At 66.4% G+C, this 18976-nt stretch carries 10 protein-coding genes and 1 tRNA gene; 4 read left to right on the top strand and 7 right to left on the bottom strand.

Annotated features, from left to right (window positions below; all coding sequences use genetic code 11):
- Nucleotides 1-147 precede the first annotated feature (147 nt).
- Together VH567_RS02640 and VH567_RS02635 are read left to right on the top strand one after the other, a co-directional pair.
- Nucleotides 148-825: a response regulator gene (locus VH567_RS02640; protein ID WP_423322918.1), complete on the top strand. Its 678-nt coding sequence runs from the start codon at nt 148-150 to the stop codon at nt 823-825.
- Nucleotides 822-2234, top strand: a complete 1413-nt coding sequence (locus VH567_RS02635) for a sensor histidine kinase (RefSeq protein ID WP_423322916.1) — start codon at nt 822-824, stop codon at nt 2232-2234. The genes VH567_RS02640 and VH567_RS02635 overlap by 4 nt, the downstream gene beginning before the upstream one ends.
- Before the next feature lie 236 nt (nt 2235-2470).
- Here the strand turns inward: VH567_RS02635 and VH567_RS02630 are convergent, their stop codons facing one another.
- The 3 genes from VH567_RS02630 to VH567_RS02620 all read right to left on the bottom strand — a co-directional run bounded on the left by VH567_RS02630 (nt 2471) and on the right by VH567_RS02620 (nt 7004).
- A complete protein-coding gene (locus tag VH567_RS02630; RefSeq protein ID WP_423322914.1) occupies nt 2471-2701 on the bottom strand; it encodes a hypothetical protein in 231 nt (76 codons plus the stop codon).
- Between the two features lie 62 nt (nt 2702-2763).
- Nucleotides 2764-4122, bottom strand: coding sequence for a DUF3999 family protein (locus tag VH567_RS02625; RefSeq protein ID WP_423322912.1), 1359 nt, complete (start codon nt 4120-4122; stop codon nt 2764-2766).
- Nucleotides 4119-7004 carry a DUF2339 domain-containing protein gene (locus VH567_RS02620; RefSeq protein ID WP_423322910.1) on the bottom strand — a complete coding sequence of 962 codons (2886 nt, stop codon included), beginning with the start codon at nt 7002-7004 and terminating at the stop codon, nt 4119-4121. Before VH567_RS02620 ends, VH567_RS02625 begins: the two co-directional genes overlap by 4 nt.
- Nucleotides 7005-7180: 176 nt before the next feature.
- On the opposite strand from VH567_RS02620, the gene VH567_RS02615 reads away from it, so the two are divergent.
- Nucleotides 7181-12937 carry an alpha-2-macroglobulin family protein gene (locus VH567_RS02615; protein ID WP_423322908.1) on the top strand — a complete coding sequence of 1919 codons (5757 nt, stop codon included), beginning with the start codon at nt 7181-7183 and terminating at the stop codon, nt 12935-12937.
- Entirely contained in the window at nt 12934-15039 is a 2106-nt protein-coding gene (pbpC, locus tag VH567_RS02610) for a penicillin-binding protein 1C (protein ID WP_423322906.1), read from the top strand. The genes VH567_RS02615 and pbpC overlap by 4 nt, the downstream gene beginning before the upstream one ends.
- 1097 nt (nt 15040-16136) lie before the next feature.
- Here pbpC and VH567_RS02605 read toward each other — a convergent pair.
- From VH567_RS02605 to rodA, 4 genes are all read right to left on the bottom strand, one after another.
- Nucleotides 16137-17024, bottom strand: a complete 888-nt coding sequence (locus VH567_RS02605; RefSeq protein WP_423322904.1) for a hypothetical protein — start codon at nt 17022-17024, stop codon at nt 16137-16139.
- 255 nt (nt 17025-17279) lie between these two features.
- Complete coding sequence (locus VH567_RS02600; protein ID WP_423322902.1) at nt 17280-17477, bottom strand: hypothetical protein; 198 nt, start codon at nt 17475-17477, stop codon at nt 17280-17282.
- Nucleotides 17478-17625: 148 nt separating this feature from the next.
- Nucleotides 17626-17701 (bottom strand) — tRNA-Lys (locus VH567_RS02595).
- 156 nt (nt 17702-17857) lie between these two features.
- Entirely contained in the window at nt 17858-18964 is a 1107-nt protein-coding gene (gene rodA, locus VH567_RS02590) for a rod shape-determining protein RodA (RefSeq protein ID WP_423322900.1), read from the bottom strand.
- Between the last annotated feature and the right edge of the window lie 12 nt (nt 18965-18976).

Genomic DNA, 18976 nt, shown 5'->3' with positions numbered 1-18976 from the left:
TGCGGACGGCGCATCGTGCGACATCGATTGGGATCAAGATCTGGATCGAGGATCAACCGGGCTACGCGGCCTGGCTTACGTGAGCCTTACAGACCGATCGTCGCGTGAATCGCCGCGTAGTCGGCACGCCCGGGGCGGGGCCGGACAATGAGAATCCTGATCGTCGAGGACCATGCCGAGCTGGTCACGATGCTGGTCCGCCTGCTCGAGACCGCGGGCTATGCGTCGGACTGCACGACGACGGCCGAGGATGCGCTGCTCGTGCTGTCCTATACGCGCTACGCCGTCGTGATCCTCGATCTGGGACTCCCGGATGCCGACGGGCTGTCGGTCGTGCGTGCGATGCGCGAGCGCGACGATCGCACGCCGGTGATCGCCCTGACCGCGCGGGCGAGCGTCGCACACCGGGTGACGGGTCTCGAAGCAGGCGCCGACGACTATCTGGCCAAACCGTTCGCACCCGAGGAACTGCTCGCCAGGATCCAGGCGCTGCTCAGGCGGAGCGGCACGATCGTCGATCGGACGATCGATTGCGGCAATGTAAGCTTCGATCCCGCCACGCGCGAAGTTGCGATCGGCGGCGTGCCGACGGTGCTGTCCGCGCGTGAACTCGAGGTGCTTGCCGCGTTGATCCGCCGGTCGAGCCGGGTCGTGACGAAGGCGCATATCGAGCAACTGCTGTTCGGGCTGGCCGACGATCTCGGCTCGAATGCGGTCGAGGTGTATATCCACCGGCTGCGAAGGCGGCTGACGCTGGCCGACGCGGATGTCGAGATCGTCACCGTCCGCGGGGTGGGGTATATGATCATGGAGCGCGGCGCGTGAACCGGCGGCCGCGGTCGCTGATGGCGCAGATCCTGCGGTGGCATGCGATCGCCGTGCTGATCACCGCCATCGCGGTCGCCGGCAGCGTGTATCTGTTCCTCGACACGACCGCGGCGCGGATCCAGCACCAGACGCTCCACGTCCACGCGCAAGCCTTGCGGCAGGCGCTGTCGCATGACGGGACCGGCCGACTCCGGTTGACGCAGGACAATACCAGTGCGGCGGTGTTCGCGCCGGGTGCGGGCTTCTCGTTCCGGATTCTCGATCGACGCGGTACGGTCCTGTTCCAGTCGGCGTCGAAGATGGTGCTGCCGACCGCGGACATTCCGCTGGAGGACGAGGAGCGCTTCTTTCGTCGCCAGTCGCGCCGCACCTTCTACGCAGGGACGAGCAGCCCGGCTCAGGTTGGCAACGAACGGGTGTGGATCGCCGTGCTCCAGAACCTCACGCATCCGGATTATATCCTCGACGATCTGCTCGCGCAGTTCCTGCTCTACGGGATGGCGATCGTGGCGCCGTTGCTGTTGCTGCTGCTCGCGATCGACGTGCTGATCATCCGCCGCGCGGTCTTGCCGGTGCGCCGGGCGTCGGCTTCGCTGGAGACCGCGGAAGGCGTGCCGCTGGATCTTCGGTTGCACGGGGAGAGACTTCCTGCCGAAGTCCGCCCGCTCGCGCTGGCGGTCAACGCGCTGCTCGAACGGTTGACGTCGAGCTACCGCATGCAACGCGATTTCATCGCCGATGCCGCGCACGAGCTTCGTACGCCGATCGCCGTCGCCCGGCTGCGTGTCGAGGCGGTCGACGACGCTGCGTTGCGGGCGAGGCTTTGCAGCGACCTGGATACGCTCGGCCGGATCGTCGAGCAGGTCCTGGAACTCGCCGAGCTGGAGACCGTCGCGCTCGATACCGCGGCATCGGTGGATCTCGTCCAGATCGCGGCGGACGGCGTGGCATCGATCGCACCGCTCGCCTTCCGATCGGGCAAGTCGATCGCGTTGTCGCCCGGCGCGGACAGCGTGATGGTCGCGGGGCACGCGGCCTGGATCGCCAAGGCGCTGGGGTGCCTCCTAGAAAACGCGGTCAAGCATAGCGGTACCGGCAGCAGGATCGACGTCACGGTCGGCCCGGACGGTACGCTGGCGGTCTGCGACGATGGACCTGGCATCCGCGAACAGGACCATGCGGCAATCTTCCGTCGGTTCTGGAAAAAGGATCGATCGATGGGAGGCAGCAGCGGCCTTGGCCTCGCGATCGTCGCACAGGTTGCCGAAGCACATGATACGCACGTGATGCTGACATCGTACCCGGGCCAAACCAGGTTCGCGATCGCCTTTCGGTTGCGGCCAGTCTCCGACGACAGACTAGGCGGCGAGCGTCTTTCGAAGCCTGACGACCGATGGCAAATTTGAGCAAGGTCGATGCTGGATGGAGCGGTCGAAACCGGGATGCGGGGAAGGACGCCCGACTGTCTGCAACCGGGTCTTGGTCTCTCAGCCGGTAATGAGGTGCAGCGTCTCCGCGGCTCCGCGACGTCACCGCGAGCGGTGCGCCCGCAAGTTTGCCGGCGCGCAGGCGAACAGCGCCATCTCGCGGTCGTCCATCGGCAGCTCGACGGTGCTGGCGGTCTCTGGGCGGAACCAGAAGATTAGAGGGCGAACGCCAGCGGCAGCGTTTCGCCATCGGCCGAGCACGCTTCCACGGGCCCGCCGGTTTCGCCGCTCCACGGTACGATAAGCTCGGCCAATGCGAGGTCCGGCGCGGCCTTCGGGGCGGCAGCGAAGTCTACTTGTGGCAGCAAGGCGAAATAGGCGACGCTGATGATCCGGGTCCGGGGATCGCGATCGACCGCGCCGAACGCGTAGAACGAGTTCACCATGACGGACGGCGTTAAGGGACGTCGGGGGTCTGCTCATGCACACTGGCGCGCGACTGGTGCATCTAAGGAATACTGTCGGCTGCTTGAGTGGCGATACTGCGCTTCCAGAGCATCCATGCCATCGCGGTGAGCAGAGCCGTGGCTGCCAGTAGAACGCTCCACAGCAGGATCTGGCGCCGAACTGCGGTCGCATCGCTCACCGGTGCGAGCCGCAGCACGCCCTGTGCAGCGATGGCCGTGGCTGACGGTACGGTGCTGCCGGACGCCTGGCTCATGATGGTTCCGGCCGGCAGGTAGATGTCCGCGGCATCGGTTCGGCCGCTTGTCAGGATGTAGGGCGGCTTGCCCGCGGCGAGGAACAGGATGGCTCGCGGTGAGAAACCCAACCGAATGGTGGGCGGAGAACTGAAGCCGGGGGATCGTCGGTCTGCCTCGATCCGAACCGTACGATACCTTCGCCCGTCGAGCGCGATAGCTTGGGGCGGGGTTGGCCCGGCGCTTGCGCGCACCGCGGTTCCGGAGCCGATGCGCGTCCAGCGCTGTTCACGGTCGTCGCGACCGAATACGTGGACGGGCAGGATCATGTCGTTGCCGGTCGGGACGATCTGGATCGTGTCGAGCGCACTCGCGGAGGGCCATTCGAATTCGACCGCGTGGGCGTCGTCGAGCGGCGGCAGCGACGCGGCGATCGACACGGCGGTCGCGGCGGCCGGATGCAGGAACAGCGCCGCCTTTCGTATCGTCACCGGCGAGAGCAGCCGCGACGCCGCGCGCCATGTGACGCGGAGATACTGGTCGTCCAACACCGCGCCGCCAAGTTTCAGCGGACTCACGGCGTTGTCGGCGGTTCGGTAAACGACCTGTGCGCCGAGCGGCCGCCAATCCTTGAGGTCGGCGCTCGCTTCGACGGTGAAGGTCACCGGCTGTGCGCGCGGCACGTCTGCGTCGAGCGTCAGCATGTCTGCACGTCCCGCCACCGCGCGGGTGTCGAGCAGCACGCCAACTATGATCGCCTCGGCCGGGCGACCTGATGGCGTGCCGTCGACTTGTGCGACGCGTGCGTTGCCGGTGCCGTCAAGGCGGAGTGAAACGCCTGTTACCGTCAGGGCATCGGTACCGCCGAGGATCGGAAGCGCGGACAGGTCGTAGCGCTTCGCTGGGCCTGCGGCGGAAGCGATGCGGGCGATTGGCATCTGTCGGCCGGTGGCATCGAAGACCCGGATATCCGACAGGTTCGCGGTCCTCGATGCCGCGAGCATCGCGGCGGGCATCGCCAAGCGCTGCACGGTCGAACCGGGCGCGACGACGATCGGAACGCGGCGCGCGTAGGATTGTGGATCGTCGTCGGACCCAGCCGGGGCCGCGGCGATCAGCATACCGACCGCCAATGCGAGGCCGGCAAGCCACCCGACGTTCCTCATGCCACGACCCGGTCGTCGATCGGCGTCGTCTTGGGCGCCACCTTGGGAGGCAGCGGCGCCAGATAGCCGACGACCAGCATCAGCACGCCGACCACGATGAACGCGATGATCCTTGCACCGCCGCTCGCAGCGTTCAGATCGACGAGCAGCAGCTTGGCCACGGTCATCGCCAGCAGTCCGGCGCCGACCAGCCACAGGCTCCGCTGTGCGCGGCGGGACGCCAGCACCATCAACGCCAGTGCGAGCGACGTCCACAGGATGGCCAGCCCGGTCTGCACGACGACGCTGTCGAGCAGCGCGTCGCCGCTCCACGGAACCCCGAGCATCTGGTGCGCGAACCGCAGCCAGACCGTGTTGACGATTACGAAAGCCAGCCCGGCGAGCGCGGCAAGCGTTGCGTTGCCGCTGAGAGCCGCGGATCCCGGCGGCATCGGCACTGCCGCCACTATCGTGCGCCGCCACAGCTCCAGCGCGGCGAGCGACAACCCCAGTGTCAGATCGACCGGGTTGAGCAGCGGCAGATAGGGCAGGGGTGCGGCATTGCCCGACGAGATCACCGCCGTCAGCAACGCCCCGAGATAGACCAGTGCCGCGATCGGGACCGCAGCGTACCAGCCATAGGCCTGACCATGCAGATCGAGCGGCCAACGCAGCCCGCTCGACCTGGTCCCTGGATTGCGCATCGTGCGTCCCGCCCACATCGTCAGGAAAACCAGCACCGCCACCGTGGCGAAGAGCAGCGTGACGTCCGCCCAGGCAGTGCTCCAGAGCCGGGCGTTGTTGATTGCCAACCACAGGCAGTCTGCCAGCATCGCGGTCGCAAACCACACCCCGCCGACATGGATGACGCCGAGCAATGCGCGCAACTCGGTCGCCTCCTGATCGCGATCGTTGCGGTACAGCATCCGCATGTGCAGCAGGATCGCCACGATCCAGAGCAGGCAGTCGGGCATCCGCAGGAAATGGCGACCGCTGCCCGCCGTGACGACGAACGTCAGCACCAACGCTATCAGCGTCGTATAGCTGGGCCGGGTCGCGACCGGCCAGCGCCACCGCCGCCCGGCATATTGCGACGCCCATGCGCTGCCGACAAAGGCGAGCAGCATCAGCAACGGTTGCAGCCCCGGATCGAACGCTGGCGCGATCGCGAGGCCAGCGGCGCGCGGTGGCGTCATGCGGGTGATTTCGGCGAACCATGCCAGGCACCAGAAACCGAAGCCGAACACGAACGCCGGCGCCGCCAATATCGTCTCGTAACCTGCATAGGCTTTTGCCCACCGCGACCCGCTATGAGGCAGCGGGTCGCGCAGCCACCACGCCGTAGCCAGCCCCGCCAGCGCGATCAGCATCGCGCCGATGAAGCCGGGATTGGCGAGCGGGATGGCGGAGACGTTGTCGGACATGCTCCCGAGGTAGATCAGCGCTGCCACGATCTTGAGCAGGATCCCGAACATCCGCGGCATCCAGCGCGCCTGCCGCATGCCGACCCAGAACGCGCCTGCACCCTCAAGCGCCCATGCGGCCGACGTCCAGCGTACGCCGAGCGCCAGCGGCACCGCCAGCGTGACGAAGCCGATACCGATCGCGAGCATCGTCTCGTTCATCACCCGGAACGAGTCGCGACGATAACGCATCGTCCAGCCCGCGACGCCCAGGTACAGCGCCGCAAAACCGATCGCGGCGAACGCGCTGCCGAACGGGCGATCGTGGACCAACCCGACCTGCAGCCCGAAGCCGGCCAGCGCCGGTCCGAACAGCAAGGTCGTATCGACCACATTGCCAAGCCGCCCCGGCGTCGCTCGTGCATACTGAACGGCGGTGGCGACGTAGATCAGCACCGATGCGATCAGGAAGCCCTGCGCGGCGACGAAGTCGGTCGGCTGGTAGCTCGTCGTGCCCCACAGGGTCGCCACGCCGAACGTGGCGAAGAAGCCGACCAGGTTGAGGACGCGCCACGCCTGTCGCTGCGCGATGAACAGGATCGCGACATTGAGAATGGTATAATAGACGAACACCACGGCGATGGTGCCGCCACCGCCCGCGAGCAATAGCGGCACCGCAAAGCCTCCCGCGAACGCAGTGACCGCGAGCGCCTGGGACCGCTGCAACAGCGCCAGCGTGCAACCGAGCGCGCACACCACGATCATCAGCACGAACGCGGCCATGATCGGGAACAGCGCATACAGCTTGGCGGCGGCGAACACGGTCAGATAGATCGTCGCAACGCCGCCGCCTTGCAGCGCCAGACCGAAGCCGGGGCGGCTCTCTCGCGTACGGAAGCCGACCGCGAGCAGGACGATGCCGACTGCGACAACCAACGCCAGACGCAGTTCGATCGGGAACAGTCCCGCCGACGCCGCATAGCGCGCTAGAAACGACAGGCCGACGAACAAGATGATCAGGCCGACACGAACGATCGTGTTGCCACCGAACACCCAATTTTTCGCCGCGGTAAGGGCGGCCGTCACGGTGGCTTCGACCACGCTCGGTTCTGCGGGGGCTGTCGGTGTTACAAATGCTTGGTCGCGGCGGGTGGTCGCATCGATCGCTGGGCGTGGTGGCGTTGACCAGGGGCTTTGTGTGCTGACTTGCCCGGTTTCCTCGGCGGCGGCGCGCGTTGCCGGTGGCAAGGCGACATCGGCCGCGGGAGGTGTCGGTACCGGTACGGCCGGTCTGCCGATCTCGGCAAGGCCCTGCGCGATCAGGCTGTCGATCTGATCCTGGAGTGCCCGGGTCGCCCGCGCCACCTCGATGCGAACGCCGCGTCGCAGAGCCAGGCCCGCGACGAGGCCGATCAGCCCCCCGATCACAAGTCCGTACGTTTCGAAATCGACGAAGACCCAGCCGATCAGCGCGCCGACAATCCCTGCCCAAACGATCATCGTTACGCATCCCCCTGCGCGGCATTTCTGCCAAGCTTGGCACGTACATGGCGCAGCTGGACCGACGGGTCGAGCGCGATCGCGCATTCTACGGCTGCTGCCCGCGTTCGAGCATCACCGGGTTTCGTCTGGACTAACGCTTGCCGAGCCCTATCCTGTGAGCGGGGAGAGCGGGCATGCGATTTGCTAGATTGTGGGCGGCGCTTGCGATCGTCATTGCGCCGGTCGCTGCGTTCGGGGGCGATACGCCGCATGTTACGCTCGCCACGCCCAACATCTCGGATGGCGCCATCACCCGGTTTACCGTGCGGTTCAGCGACGCGATCGTGCCGCTCGGTGATCCCCGCGCCGCCTCGCCGCTCAAGGTGGAGTGCGCGGTGCCGGGCGACGGGCGCTGGGCCGACCCGCAAACCTATGTCTGGGATTTCGCGCAACCCTTGCCCGGCGGCACGCGCTGCACGCTGGCGACCCGCGATGGCCTGAAGAGCGCTGCGGGCTACGCGGTCGATGCGGACAGTTTCACGGTCGACGCGGGCGGCCCGGTCGCGCGCGCGGTGATGCCGGGCTATGGCGATATCGAAGAGGACCAGGTCTTCCTCGTCGCCGCGAACATGCCGGCAACGCGGATGTCGATCGCCGCGAACGCCTATTGCGCGGTCGACGGGATCGGCGAGAAGATCGCGGTCGACGTTCTCGCGCCCGATCTGCCGGCCAAGCTGCTGGCCGGGATGGGCAAGTCCTATCAGGTCGGCAATTTCCTCGAAAACGCAGGATTGCCCAAGACGCTTCCCAGCGATCCGGCGCTCCGCCAGCGCGCGCTGGCCGGCGTCACCGCGCTGAAATGCCGTCGGCCGTTGCCGCCGGGTCGCGACATGGCGCTGGTGTGGGGCGCGAACATCGCCAGCGCTGGCGGCAAGCTGGCCGGCGCGGACCAGCGGTTCGATTTCACGGTGCGCAAACCCTTCACCGCGCGCTTCGAATGTTCGCGCGTCAACACCGCCGCCGGATGCAGCCCGGTCGAGAAGGCCTATCTGCGCTTTTCCGCGCCGATCCCGATGAGCGCCGCAACCGCGATCCGCCTGACGCTGGCGGATGGCAAGACGATCGCACCGGTGATTGCCGACGACGACAAGCGCCGTGCGACGATCGAACAGGTGACGTTCGTGGCGCCGTTACCCGTCGCGACGCGCGCCACGCTGTCGATTCCCGCCGATCTCAAGGACGAGAGCGGCCGAATCCTCGCCAACCGCGAGCGCTTCCCGCTCGAGGTGAAGTTCGACGAGGCGCCGCCGCTGGTGAAATTCGCGGCCGACTTCGGCATCCTCGAGGCGAAGCAGGGCGGCGTGCTGCCGGTCACCGTCCGCAACGTCGAGCCGTCGTTGCAAGGGCAGACCGCGGGCATCGGTGGTCAGCGGTTGCGCGTCGCCGGCACCGACGGCGAGATCGCGGCATGGCTGCGGCAGGTCGAGGAGGCCGGCAAGACCGACGTCCAGACGATCGAGCGCAAGGGTGCCGAACCGATCCAGATCAACCATACCGGCGAAAAACCGATATTGTTCGGGAGCGGGAGCGGCGGCGGCGGCGGGGACGGCGGGGCGGGCGACCCGTTCAAGCTCGACCTGCCAGGCAAGGGCAAGGATTTCGAGGTCGTCGGCCTGCCGCTCGGCAAACCCGGCTTCTACGTCGTCGAACTGGCGAGCCCGAGGCTCGGTCGCGCGCTGCTCGGGCGCAATGTGCCGCGGTACGTGGCGAGCGCCGCACTTGTCACCGACCTGGCGGTGCATTTCGAATGGGGTCGCGATCGTTCGCTGGCCTGGGTCACGCGGCTGTCGACCGGCAAGCCGGTAGCGAATGCGGTGGTGCAGGTCAGCGACAGCTGCACCGGCAAGCCGCTCGCGCGCGGCGCGACCGACAAGAGCGGCGGGCTCATGGTGGCGCGCGGCCTGCCCGAACCGGAAACCTATGGCAGCTGCAAAGGGGAGGGCGGCGCGCATCCGCTGATGATCTCGGCCCGCAGCGGCGACGATTTCAGCTTCACGCTGACCGACTGGGGCGAGGGCATACGCCCGTATGATTTCGACCTGCCCTACGGCTATTCGGCGGCGACCGACATCATCCACACCGTGTTCGATCGCGCACTGGTCCGCCAGGGCGAAACGATCCACATGAAGCATATCCTGCGGCGCCCCGACGCGCGCGGCTTTTCGCTGGCGCCAGGCTTCATGGGTACGCTGCGGCTGTCGCATCGCGGATCCGACACGCAGTTCGAAATGCCCGTGACGATCGGCGCGAACGGTACCGGCGAGACGGTCTGGACCGCCCCCAAGGGCGCGCCGATGGGGGATTACGACCTCGTCTTCGTGGTCGGCGATACCACCACCGAGTCCGCCCAGTCGTTCAAGGTCGACGAGTATCGCTTGCCGACGATGCGGGCGAGCGTGACCGGGCCGAAGACCGCGCTGGTCAAACCGCGCACCGCACAGCTCGACCTGTTCGCCGGTTATCTGTCCGGGGGCGGCGCATCGAACCTGCCGGTCGACGTCCGCATCGGCTGGTTCGCGCATAGCGCGACGCCTGTCGGCTACGACAAATACAGCTTCGGCGGCGATGCGATTTCGGAAGGCGTCAAGCCGCTCGACGGCGAGGGGGAGGATGCCAAGACGCCGCTGCCGCCGACCCAGATGCTGCCGGCGACGCTGGGCACCGACGGCACGCGCCGGATGACCGTCGACATGCCGCAGACGCTGCCCGGCACCGCCGACATGCAGATCGAAATGGATTACCGCGACGCGAACGGAGAGACGCTGACCGCATCGAAATCGATCCCGATCTACGCGTCCGCGGTGCAGCTTGGCGTCGCGACCGATGGCTGGATGATGCGCGCCGACGATCTGCGCCTGAACTTCGTCGCGCTCGATACCGACGGCAAGCCGATCAAGGGACAGAAGCTGTCGGTCGCACTGTACAGCCGCGAGATATTGACCGCGCGACGGCGGCTGATCGGCGGGTTCTACGCCTATGACAACCGGATGCGGACGACGAAACTGTCCGCGTCGTGCAGCGCCACTACCGATGCTAAGGGCCAGGCGCAGTGCAAGGTCGACCCGGGTGTGTCGGGCGAACTCTACGCGGTGGTCACCACCAGCGACGCCGACGGTAACGTCGCGCGTTCGGTCAAGTCGGTATGGCTCGCCGGCGACGACGATTGGTGGTTCGGCGGCGACAATGGCGACCGGATGGACGTCGTCCCCGAAAAGCTGGCCTATGCATCGGGCGAGACCGCGCGGTTCCAGGTGCGGATGCCGTTCCGCTCGGCAACGGCACTCGTCAGCGTCCAGCGCGAGGGCGTGTTGTCGAGCTTCGTTACCGAATTATCCGGCAAGGACCCGGTTGTCGAGGTGCCGATGGACGCGGCTTATGCGCCCGACGTCTATGTCTCGGTGCTGGTCGTTCGCGGCCGTGTCGAGAGCGGGTTCTGGAGCTGGGTGCACCGCATCGCGCGGACGCTTGGCCTGTCGGACACGCCCGAGGACGCGGCTGAACCGACCGCGTTGGTCGATCTCGCCAAGCCCGCCTATCGCCTCGGCATCGCCAAGGTGAAGGTCGGGTGGGAAGGCCATACGCTCGGCGTCGTGGTCAAGGCGGATCGCGAGCGGTATGCGCCGCGCGGCACCGCCAACGTCATGGTGCAGGTAAAGAAGCCCGATGGCAGCCCGGCGCGCGAGGCCGATGTCGCGTTCGCGGCGGTCGACAAGGCTTTGCTCCAGCTCGCGCCGAACGACAGCTGGAATATCCTTGAGGCGATGATGGGCGATCGTCCGCTGTCGGTGCTGACCTCGACCGCGCAGATGCAGGTCGTCGGCAAACGCCATTATGGGCGCAAGGCGCTCGAAGCGGGCGGCGGCGGCGGCGGTGGCGACCTGTCGGGGCTCAATCGCGAGAATTTCCAGCCGGTGCTGTTGTGGAAAGGCCATGTGCCGCTCGACTCCCAAGGGCGCGCGCGCGTGACGGTGCCGTTGTCGGACGCCTTGTCGTCGTTCCAGCTCGTCGCGATCGCCACCGACGGCGCGCAGGCGTTCGGCACCGGCAGCACCGATATCCGCACCGCGCAGGATCTGTCGCTTTATGCCGGCTTGCCGCCACTGGTCCGCTCGGGCGATTTCTACGGCGCGCGGTTCACGCTGCGCAACGGATCGGACCACCCGATGACGGTGACCGCGACCGTCGACGTCTTCCCGCGGATCGCGCAGGGCAAGCCGCTGACCGTCACGATTCCAGCGGGCGGCGCCGCGCCGGTCGCCTGGAACCTCACCGCGCCCGCCGGGATCGACACGCTCCGCTGGCATGTCAGCGCGAAAAGCGACGATGGCCGTGCCGGCGATCAGCTGACCGTCACGCAAGACGTCATACCCGCGGTGCCGACCGAGATCTGGGCGGCGACGCTCGCGCAGGTCGGCGAGGCCACGACGATCCCGATCGCACCGCCGGCCGGCGCATTGCCGGGCCGGGGCAGCGTCGACATCCGCCTCGCCGATACGCTGGCGCCGTCGCTCGCCGGCGTGCGCGATTACATGGCGCGCTATCCGTTCAATTGTCTCGAACAGCGCCTGTCGCGGATCATCGTGCTTGGCGATATGGCGGGCTGGACGAGTTTGGCAGGCGAAATCCCGACCTATCAGGCGCCCGACGGACTGCTCCGCTATTTTCCCGGCGATAGCCTGCAGGGATCGGAGGCACTTACCGCCTATGTCCTGTCCATCGCAGGGGCGGCGAACCTGTCGTTGCCACCGGTGCAGCGCGCGCGGATGATCGAAGCGATGAAGGCGGTGCTCGACGGACGGCTGCGTCGCGAGGATTACGGCGATGTCCGTTTGACCAAGATCGCGGCGCTGTCCGCACTCGCGCGGCAGGGTGAGGCGACGCCGGCGATGCTCGGCCAGATCGGGATGACGCCCGCCGACATGCCGACCGCGAGCCTGGCCGATTATATCGCCGCGTTGGGTGCGATCCCCGGCACCTCGACCGAAGCGAAGGCGCAGGCCGAGGCGGTGTTGCGGAGCCGGCTGGTGTTCGAGGGCACGCGGCTGGACCTGTCGGATTCGGCCAACGCGTCGTGGTGGCTGATGTCGTCGGCGGACGAGGCGGCGAACAAGGTCACCGCCGCCGTGCTCGGACGGCCCGGCTGGCAGGACGATGCGCCGCGGCTGATGGTCGGCACGGCGCTGCGCCAGTCGCGCGGGCATTGGGACACGACCACCGCCAATGCGTGGGGCGCGATCGCCGCGCGTCGGTTCGCGCAGATCTATCCGGCGCAGGCCGTCACCGGCGCGACGATGCTGTCCTATGGCGGGCGCAGCATCTCGCGCGGCTGGCCATTGGCGGAGGCGGCACGGTCGACGTCGTTCCCGCTCGCTGCGGCGGGGCCGCTGCGGTTGGCGCAAGCGGGCGGCGCGGGGCCATGGGCGACCGTGTCGGTCTCGGCAGCCGTACCGCTCAGGCAACCGCTGTTCGCCGGGTATCGCCTGACGCGGAAGGTCGATGTCGTGCAGGCGCGCAACGCGGCGCGGCTGACCACCGGCGACGTGCTGCGCGTGACGCTGACGGTCGAGGCGACCGCCGAGCGCAACTGGGTCGCGATCAGCGACCCGGTGCCTGCGGGCGCGACGGTGATCGGTGACCTTGGCGGCCAATCGCAGATGCTCCAGCAGGGCGGTGAAAGTGAGGGCAGGGGGCCGAGCTATGTCGAGCGCGGACGCGATACGTGGCGCGCGTATTTTGCATGGCTGCCCAAGGGGACCGCCACCGTGTCGTACACGCTGCGGCTCAACGGTGCCGGTCGGTTCCAGCTGCCGCCGAGCCGGGTCGAGGCGATGTATTCGCCGGCGATCCACGCGGCGGTGCCGAACCAGCCGATGGTCGTCGCGGATCGATGAAGCAGCGCGCGGCGCTCGCCGGATTGCTGGTGCTGATCCTCGTGGCGGTCGGGTGCGACTGGGCGACGTTCCCGCCGCCCTTGCCGGGCTATGCGCAAGTTCGCGCAGGCTGGAAGCCGTCCGAGGCGTGGCTGTACGATCGTCACGGCGTGCTGATCGACAGCGCGCGCGTCAATTTCGCGGCAAGGCGCCTGGCGTGGGTGCCGCTCGACCAGATCGCGCCGGTCGTGCCCGCTACCGTCGTTGCGGCGGAGGACGCGCGGTTTCGCCGTCATGGCGGGGTGGATTGGCTTGCCGTGATCGGGGCTATGCGGTCGCGCGTGAAGGGCGAGCGTGGCAGGGGTGCGAGCACGCTTTCGATGCAGGTCGCTGCGTTCCTGGCGCCGGCGCTCGCGATGCCCGGCGCGCGCGGCTGGCGCGAGAAGTTCCGCCAGATGCGCGCGGCACAAGCCCTGGAGATGACCTGGAGCAAGGACCAGATTCTCGAGGCCTATCTCAACCTCGCGCCGTTCCGCGGCGAGGCGCAGGGGATCGGGGCGGCGGCGCTGTCGCTGTTCGGCAAGACCCCGGCGGCGATGGCGCGCGACGATGCGCTGCTGCTGACCGCTTTACTCCCCGATCCGCAGGCGCCCGCCGACCGGATCGCCGCGCGGGCGTGCAGGATTGGCGGCGAGGGGGCTTGCGCGCGGTTCGACAGCGTGGCCGCGTCGATGCTCGGCCCGGCGCGGACGTTGGCGCTCGATCCGGGCCTCGCGCCGCATCTTGCCGACCGGCTGTTGACCAAGCCGGGGCTGCGCATCACGACGACGCTCGATGCCGCGATCCAGCGCCGGGTCGCCGCCGCGCTCCGGCGCCAGCTCCAGGGGCTCGGCGGGTCGCGCGCGCGCGACGGTGCGGCGGTGGTGGTCGACAATGCAACCGGCGACGTCCTCGCCTATATCGGCGGGATCGGAGGAGCGTCGACGGCTCCGGCGGTCGATGCCGCGAACGCCTATCGCCAGGCGGGATCGACGCTGAAGCCTTTCCTCTACGCGCAGGCGATCGAGCGTGGCTATCTCACGCCAGCCTCGGTGCTCGACGACTCGCCGGTTCAGCTCGACACCGCATCGGGGCTGTACGTCCCACAGAATTACGATCGCGGCTTCAAGGGGCGCGTGTCGGTACGCAGCGCGCTGGCGGGATCGCTCAACGTGCCGGCGGTGCGGACGCTGCTGCTCGTCGGAGTCGAGTCGTTTCGCGACCGGTTATGGGACACCGGCTATCGCGGCCTCGTCGAGGATGGCGACTATTACGGGTTCAGCCTTGCACTCGGATCGGCCGAAGTCACGCTGCTCGAACAGGCCGACGCGTACCGGTCGCTGGCCAACGGCGGACGCTGGTCGCCGCTACGCCTCACCGCCGCAGCCCCCCGCGTTGCGGCCCGCCCGGTCACGACTCCCGCTGCGGCCTGGATCGTCGCCGACATGATGGCCGACCCCAACGCGCGGGCGGCCACGTTCGGGCTGGATTCGGCGTTGCGGTTGCCGTTCTGGACCGCGGTGAAGACGGGCACGTCGAAAGGCATGCGCGACAATTGGTGCATCGGCTTCTCGCGGCGCCACACGGTCGCCGTCTGGGTCGGGAACGTCGAGGGAGATCCGATGCGCGCAGTTTCGGGTACGAGCGGCGCAGCGCCGGTCTGGCGCGACGTCATGCTCGCGCTTGGACGCGACGACGAGCGCGGGCCACCTATGCCGGTCGGCGTCGAGCGCCGCCGCATCGCCTTTGCCGACGGAATCGAGCAGCCACGCATCGAGTATTTCCTGCGCGGCACCGGCCAGTCGCTGATCGCCGCAGCCCCGGCAACGGCCCGCCGCGCCCGGATCGTCAATCCCGCGTCGGGCAGCGTCTATGCGATCGACCCCGATATCCCCGCCGGCCGCCAGCGTCTGGCCATCGAGACGACCGGCGATGTTCGCGCCCACCACGTCTTCCTCGACGATCGCGACCTCGGCCCCGCCGCGCAGCAATTGCTGTTCTTCGCCCCGCCGGGCCGCCACCGGCTGAGACTCGTCGATTCCGCTGGTCATGCGACGGATCAGGTCATCGTCACGATCCGGTAAGCCTCCGGCAAACCCAAGGCGGTTCAGACTGTATTTCGCGCGCGGCCTTGCTGATGGCCCCGGAAATTCCGCGAAGGTCGATTTCGCTGCGTACGTGGCTGGCCTTCCCGGTACCCGACTTACGCCCATCGCCGCGGAGCACCGCTTACCGGCTTCGCAATCTGAAAGCGGTTAGCCGAAAAACGGCCAAGCCAAGGTAATTCGGAAGCTGAACCAACGTCGGAAGTTGGGATGAGTTAAGGGCATCGCGAAAGTCGGTTCGTGGGTCTTGCGGCTTCGTATCGCGAGGCAGTTACGCCCAAACCTTGCCATTCTGGGCCAATCGGTCGTTCCCTAATTGCGGTCATTCGTTAATTTCGGCATGCTCAAACTCGGGGGTGGATATGCAGCGTAAGAAGAACTTTTGGGTTTTGGTCACCGTGGCAGCCGCTCCTGCCGGTGGCGTACTGGGCCGCCTGCACCTGATCGGGCCAAATCCGGGGACGTTTTTTGGTCTCGGGGTCTTGGCGGCATTATCGGCATTTGGCGTCGCATATGGATTACGAGGCGGGCGGCGCGTGGGTCGTTTAAAGGCGCCTATTGGTAACTGACGCCCACGTGCGAACGTCCGCTTTAAGACGCGGAAAGCGCTATAGCCGACGCAATTGTGCTGACACACGATCGTGATTAAGATCTCCTGACCAGGTGCTTAAGGCTTTTAATATGCTTACGGTTGTTGCAGCCGCAGGAAATGCGATGTTTTACGGTTGGCTGGGTTGGTTCTTTGTCAAACGTGTAGGGTTTTCTGGTCAGGCGAAGTTTGCCGGTCTGTTTCTCGCTATCGGCTTCGCGATAGGTAGCTTCGGTGGACATGCAGGGTCCGAGGCCGAAAGCATCCTCGTGCTTCGCGGAGTAGGTTATCTATTCGGCGTCCTGACTTTCGCCACCCTACTTTTCCACCCCCGCGTTCGACGGTTGCGACGAAACTTATAACGGCAGCTTCGGCACCGTCGTCACGAAAGCGGACCGTCATAAATCCTTCCCATCCCGGCCATTCGTGATGCAAAAATCAAAAGTTTTGCACCACGCTGAAGGGTCAGATAACCCACTGGGGGCGTTCAGAACGGGGCCGGGATTTCTCGTACCATGCGCATCAGCTTGATCCGACCACCGCTAATGATGAGGCCGACGGCCCAATCCCCACCGAGAAATATTGTCATCGCTCGCTGTCCCGTTCCCGTCCTTTTGGTTCGATCGGCAGGACGAAGAACGTCGGGGTAAGCAGTTGAAGACAAACCACTGAAGCTCACGGCATCAACTGGGAGAGATGCCAATGCCTTCTTGGCGTTCGTGATGATCTTAAGTTCTGGATCACGGGGAGTTTCGGGATGCTGACGCTCATAGGCTAGCATGATCGGCCCTTCACGATCCTCGACGGATACCGGAAATGATAGTCGATGGCCAAGTTTAGCGTGTTGGCTAGCTAAGCCTAGCAAGTGAACTGCTTCTAGCGCTTGATCTTCGGCTTCCGGTTTCGCTGTAAAAAACTTATATTTCGACGCAGAGCAGGTTACGCCAGTCTGCGGCGGTCCAACCCAGCGATAAGCGATTTGGGTCGATATTCGAGCAGCCGGTGATGCCGGAAGGTGCCCGTCCTTCAATCGATTTACCGGCGCCAAATACACGGTCGCGATGACCCGCTCACAAAACCCTGTCTTCCCACTACGAACGGGCTCCAGGTAAAGTTTTACCCGTGTGTAATCCGGCATTCCCGGCGGGGTAGGCGGCTCCATGCCTTCAGGCCCGACCGTAGCTTCGGTGACTGGCGGATGCCCTGGCGCCAGCAAAGCGTCTCCCAGCGCGGCCGCAGTCAGCGCCACAGCCTGTTCGGGAGTAATTGCGGGACCGTTCTCTCGAAGGCGCGGTGTAGCGCTCTCAACAGGCTCTGCGGCCAGGAGGGGTGTCGCGATCAAAGACAAGGCGCCTAGCATCAGACGAAACGGCATTGCGGTGTCTCTCACGTGGCATAGGTTTTATGATGCCTCTTCTACCGGGAATTTCGGATCTACCTAACGAAGCCATCGGCCGAAGAACGGCAGGAAACCTGGGGGGCGCCGATGCAAAAAGCTGATGCGCCGGGCTGCCCATTCGTTGGCGGTTTTCCGGGGGCCCCAACCAAAGAGCGGACCGCCCGTTTTCCTTCGCATATCACGACGTACATCGCCAAATATCAGGCGTCGAACGCGGTATGCGGGGACCTGTCAGCTTTCGTGTCCATCCAGCAGAACGCGCAGCCGTTCAGCATCGTCCGGTGAGGCGGGGTTGTAGATAATCATTCCGAGTTCGGGGCGTCCTTCGACGGCAAACGATGAGAACTCCATCGCCAGCAGTATCGCATCCGGATGGTGGATACGCTTCACCCCGTCGCTATGGGCAACCACGTCGTTGTCCCTCCACAACGTAGAACCTGTTTGAGGGCAAATCGGGTCACACCGCGCCCGAGGAAGAAGACTGCGGTCGGGTCACAAAACTGGTCACAGCGAGAGCGGGTTTCGGCTCAGACTCGTCGCTGGCACTGACCGAAGTCACTGAGAAGTTTAAGAAGAATGGTGGACGCACTTGGGCTCGAACCAAGGACCCGCTGATTAAGAGTCAGCTGCTCTACCAACTGAGCTATGCGTCCATTCCGGGGCGGTTTTGAGTGGCGCCCTGGTGTGGCGCCCCGCTGCTGGAGGCGCGCTGTTAGCAGACTCATCGGGGCCCGCAACCCCCTTTTCGTCGATCCGAGTCCGTTTTCGTCAAATACGCCGTCTTTTTACGGATTAGGCCGCTTTTCGACCTACCAGCCGACCGTCTTGCGATTCTGGCGGTCGATCGACATCAGGATGCCGAGGCACAGTAGCACGGTCATCTGCGCCGAGCTGCCGAAGCTCACCAGCGGCAACGGGATGCCGACCACGGGGGCGAGGCCCATCACCATCATCAGGTTGATCGCGACGTAGAAGAAGACCGTCGTGGCGAGGCCTGCCGCGGTCAGCTTGGCGAAGCGGCTGTTGGCGCGCTGGCCGACCTCGATCCCCCAGCGGATCACCAGCAGGAACGCGAGGATCAGCAGGCAGCCGCCGACCAGGCCCCATTCCTCCGCCATCGTCGCGAAGACGAAGTCGGTATGGCCCTCGGGGAGGTAGTCGAGATGGCTCTGCGTGCCCTGGAGGAAGCCCTTGCCCCAGATTCCGCCCGAGCCGATCGCGATCTTCGACTGGCTGATGTGATAGCCGGTGCCGAGCGGGTCGCTCTCGGGATCGAGGAAGATCAGGATGCGGTTGCGCTGGTAATCGTGCAGCGCGAAGTTGATCGCCAGCGGGATTGCGACCGCGGCGCCGATCGCGCCGCCGACGAACAGCCGCAGCGGGATGCCGGCGAGGAACATCACGGTCGCGCCGCCCGCGCAGATCATCAGCGCGGTGCCGAGGTCGGGCTGGAGCATCACCAGCGCCGCAGGGACGCCGATCAGGACGGCGGCGGGCCAGACTGCGCCGAACCTGCGCGTCTCGCCGGGCGGGAGCATGTCGTAGAACTTCGCGCAGGCGAGCACGATCGCCGGTTTCATGAACTCGGAGGGTTGCAGGCGGATGACGCCGAGGTCGAGCCAGCGTTGCGAGCCGCCGGACACCTTGCCGAGCAGTTCGACCGCGAGCAGCGACACGACGATGATCGCGTAGGCGGGCAGCGCGCCGCCTTTCCAGACGTTCTCCGGCACGTAGGACAGCCCGACCGCGCCGGCCAGCAGCACGAAGAAGCGGATGCCCTGCGACAGCGCCCAGGGGTGCAGCGAGCCGCCCGCTGCGGAGTACAGCACGACCTGTCCGAAACAGCCGATCGCGACCACCAGCAGGATCACGAACCAGGGGAGTTTGGCTAGGGGTTCGGGGACGATGCGGTTCATCGCTTGCGCTCG

The sequence above is a fragment of the Sphingomonas sp. 4RDLI-65 genome (genome assembly GCF_049472435.1).
Lineage (GTDB): Bacteria > Pseudomonadota > Alphaproteobacteria > Sphingomonadales > Sphingomonadaceae > Sphingomonas.
The sequence above is the reverse complement of the archived record's forward strand: the minus strand, read 5'-3'. Positions and strand labels throughout refer to the sequence as shown.